The 2,881-nt window shown below is 44.5% G+C and carries 4 protein-coding genes; all 4 read left to right on the top strand.

Annotated elements, in window-relative coordinates; all coding sequences use genetic code 11:
* Window positions 1–697: hypothetical protein (locus tag ABUA34_RS14045; protein WP_349823519.1), on the top strand; the 697-nt coding region annotated here is incomplete at its 5' end.
* A complete protein-coding gene (locus ABUA34_RS14040; RefSeq protein ID WP_173796039.1) occupies window positions 697–2,172 on the top strand; it encodes a class I adenylate-forming enzyme family protein in 1,476 nt (491 codons plus the stop codon). The genes ABUA34_RS14045 and ABUA34_RS14040, both read left to right, overlap by 1 nt.
* 39 nt (window positions 2,173–2,211) lie before the next feature.
* Window positions 2,212–2,433: an acyl carrier protein gene (locus ABUA34_RS14035; protein ID WP_015533823.1), complete on the top strand. Its 222-nt coding sequence runs from the start codon at window positions 2,212–2,214 to the stop codon at window positions 2,431–2,433.
* Window positions 2,434–2,634: 201 nt separating this feature from the next.
* Entirely contained in the window at window positions 2,635–2,853 is a 219-nt protein-coding gene (locus ABUA34_RS14030; RefSeq protein ID WP_055146474.1) for a cation transporter, read from the top strand.
* Window positions 2,854–2,881: the final 28 nt, after the last annotated feature.

Genomic DNA, 2,881 nt, shown 5'->3' with positions numbered 1-2,881 from the left:
GGATGAGCATTACAATTATCGTATGGAGGTCATGACATCGGGCATGAGACCATCATCGACGAAGTTTGAGATGATACAGAAGTATTACAGAGCGGATGAGAAGTCAAAGTTCGAGCTCATGTTCCCTATTCTGAAGTATCACGATAATCTGCTGACATTTGACAGACAGGTGCTTATAGACAGACTCAATCAGGGAACGGACGAGTTCAAGACAGGCAGGCAGAGGTCGAAGATCACGAAGATCAAGGAGCCTGTGTTCGAGTCTGACGGACAGCTTCATCTGTCGGATGAGACACTCGGATATATCGATGACATAGAGACAAAGGCAGAGGAGCTCGGAGTTAAGGTTCTGCTGGTTGCGACACCTTATTACCCATCAAAGGGTCAGGCATCCAAGCAGCTTCAGCTTGACGAGTACATAGCCTCAAAGGGATATGATTATCTGAACATGAACAATGTTCTTGATGAACTGAATCTGGAGTATTCAACAGATTTCTACAACAGCAAGCATGTAAATATTGCGGGTGCCAAGAAGGTTACCACATATCTCGCACAATATATAGAGGACAATTACGGCCTGCAGAGTAAGCTTACAGATGAGCAGAAGCAGAGCTGGACTGATGCCTGTGATGCCTGGGCAGACGAGGAAAGCAGTCTCATGGCAGAATGGGAGAAGTACAAGAAGGAGAACGAATAATGTATAAGCAGACGGTATTACATTATATTCAGGAGTATGCCCAGACGCAGCCGGACACTCTGGCGGTGTGTGAGCTCAGAAAGACAGTCACATACGCAGAGTATTGGAGCAATATAAGAAAGACTGCACACGCTTTGCAGGATATGGGCATATGCAGGGGCGATCATGTAATGATCAGATGCACACAGAACATAGATTATCTGACAGTGTTCACTGCACTGCAGTATATGCAGGCGCTTGTCGTGCCGATAGAGAAATCCACATCCGCAGAGAGGGCAGTTGAGATAGGCCAGAGAGTTGACGCGGCATGTCTCATATCAGACAAGCCTGTGGATGGAATAAAGTGTATAAGCCAGAAGGAAATAATAACCAGGATGAAGGATGAGAGCGAGGCAGAGCTTGAGCTTCCGGGTGAGGAGGACAGATCGATGCTGCTCTTCACAACGGGAACTACCGGATCTTCAAAGGGCGTTGTCATGCACCACAGAGGTGATGTGGGAATAGCCGGCAATGTCATCGAGGGAACAGCCATGAAGAAGGGCAATGTGGAGATAATACCAATGCCTCTCAACCATTCATTTGGAATAAGAAGATACCAGTCCGACATGGTAAATGGCGGCACAGTATGTCTGATGGACGGAATGGTATTTATCGGAACGCTGTGGAAGCTCATAGAGAAATACGGAGTGACATCCATGGCGATATCACCGGCATCACTCGGAATGATATTCCATTTGTCGGATGACAAGATCGCGGATTATGCGGATCAGCTTGATTATATACAGATAGGTTCAGCGCCTCTTGCTGAGGCGGACAAGGAGAAGCTGCTCAGATTGCTTCCACATACAAGACTGTATAATTTCTATGGTTCATCTGAAGCCGGATGCGCATGCATACTGGAGTTCAGTGGCAATGGCAACAAGACAGGATGTATAGGAAGACCTACTGTGAACTCGGTCGTAAGATTCTCTGACGACGAGGGTAACGTGGTTACAAATGGCAGCCCGGAGTCACCGGCACTTCTGTCCTGGGGCGGTTCTATAGTCATGGAAGGCTATTACAATGACCCCGAACTCACTGCTGAGACCATTGTGGATGGATATGTTAGGACAAAGGATCTGGCATATCTGGATGAGGATGGCGACTGCATACTTGTAGGCAGGGCCGATGATGTGATAAACTATGGTGGAAGCAAGATATCTCCTGCAGAGATAGAAGACCTTGCACTTGGATATGAGCATATAGATGATGTGGCTTACACTTCAATCAAAGACCCGATCACTGGAGAGCTTCCGGTCATACTGGTCGTGCAGAAGGATGGCTATGAGGAAGCTGATTTTGAAAGCTTTCTTGCTGACAGACTTGAGAGCTACAAGCTTCCAAGAAAGTATATCTATGTTGAAAGTATACCAAAGACGTTCAAGGGTTCAGTTCTGCGAAAGGAAGTAAGAAAGCTTGCAGAGCAGAACGTATAGATGGTTTGCAGAGAAGATCATACAAAGGAGAATTGAACAATGAAAGAATTTATTGAGATGCTCAAGAAGATCAAGCCAAATGTTGATTTTGAAAATGAGGAGGCACTCGTTGACGACGGAATCCTGGAGTCACTCGATATCATCTCTATCATTTCAGAGATAGCAGATAAGTACGGAGTTGTCATCCCAAGTGATGAGATCATACCTGATAACTTCAACTCAGCAATCGCTCTCTATGAGCTTGTGGAGGATCTGAAGTAGGATCTGAAACATGATCTGAAAGTGGAATCAGATATATCTGTAATAAAAACCTGTGTATATGTTATATACACAGGTTTTTTAAAATGCACAGATGTTCATATAAATAAATTTTTAAAAGAATAGCATTTTACTGTTGACATATAATTAAATACATGTTTAAATGTTCATAGATTCAATGAGAACAATGAAAAGGAGATAACTATTATGAAGAAGTATAAGATTGAAGTTGATTGTGCAAACTGTGCAGCAAAGATGGAGGAGGCTACAAAGAAGGTAGCAGGTGTTAAGGATGCAACAGTGGCATTCATGGCACAGAAGATGAGCGTTGAGTTCGACGACGGAGCTGACGAGGCTGAGGTTATGAAGAATGTACTTAAGGCTTGTAAGAAGGTTGAGCCTGACTGCGAGATCTTTATGTAACCAAAGGCGGTTATGCATGTGCATGCTG

The organism is Coprococcus sp. RTP21428st1_C9_RTP21428_210409, assembly GCF_040227395.1.
GTDB classification, from domain to species: Bacteria; Bacillota; Clostridia; order Lachnospirales; family Lachnospiraceae; genus Coprococcus; species Coprococcus aceti.
Note: the sequence above shows the minus strand (reverse complement) of the source record. Positions and strands in the feature narration are given on the sequence as shown.